This window comes from Janthinobacterium sp. GW456P (assembly GCF_002127655.1).
Classification (GTDB): domain Bacteria; phylum Pseudomonadota; class Gammaproteobacteria; order Burkholderiales; family Burkholderiaceae_D; genus Janthinobacterium.
In genome coordinates this window covers 1-470 of the sequence record NZ_NEHB01000075.1, presented here as the reverse complement: position 1 = coordinate 470, position 470 = coordinate 1, and the positions used below count along the sequence as shown (strand labels likewise).

Sequence of the window (470 nt, the reverse complement as noted above, 5' to 3'; positions counted from 1 at the left end):
CCGCCGCTGCGGGTGCTGCGCTGTACATAGGCGTTGGCCAGCGACAGGGCCTGGTCGGCCTTGACGACATCGCTGACCATGCCCGACAGGATCAGGGTGTCGCCCGCCACCGTGACGTGGATCTTTTCGTTCGGCAGCAGTTCGGCCATGCGTGCCTGCAGGCTGCTGCTGTCGATGCCGACGGCCAGGTCGATGATGGTGGCGTCATTGCTCTTGTTCCACAGGATCAGGTTGGTGGTGCCGACGGAGCGGCCCAGCAGGTACACCTCGTTGGGATTGAGCAGGATGACGTCGGCGATGCGCGGGTCGCCGACGGACATGCGGCTGGCGGCGAACGGCAGGCGCATCAGGGTCGACTTGCCTTCGGCCAGGCTCATTTGCGGCGCCATCTCGGTGCGGCCGGCGCGCGATTCGCTTTGCGGCGGCGTGGCCCGGGGGCGGGCGGCGGCCCGATTGCTCCTGGCGGCGCC

The 470-nt window shown here is 68.7% G+C and carries 1 protein-coding gene; it reads right to left on the bottom strand.

The features are described 5' to 3' along the window. Window positions 1-470 (bottom strand): pilus assembly protein N-terminal domain-containing protein (locus tag CBW66_RS28275; RefSeq protein ID WP_172403011.1); only part of this gene is annotated, 470 nt, incomplete at both ends.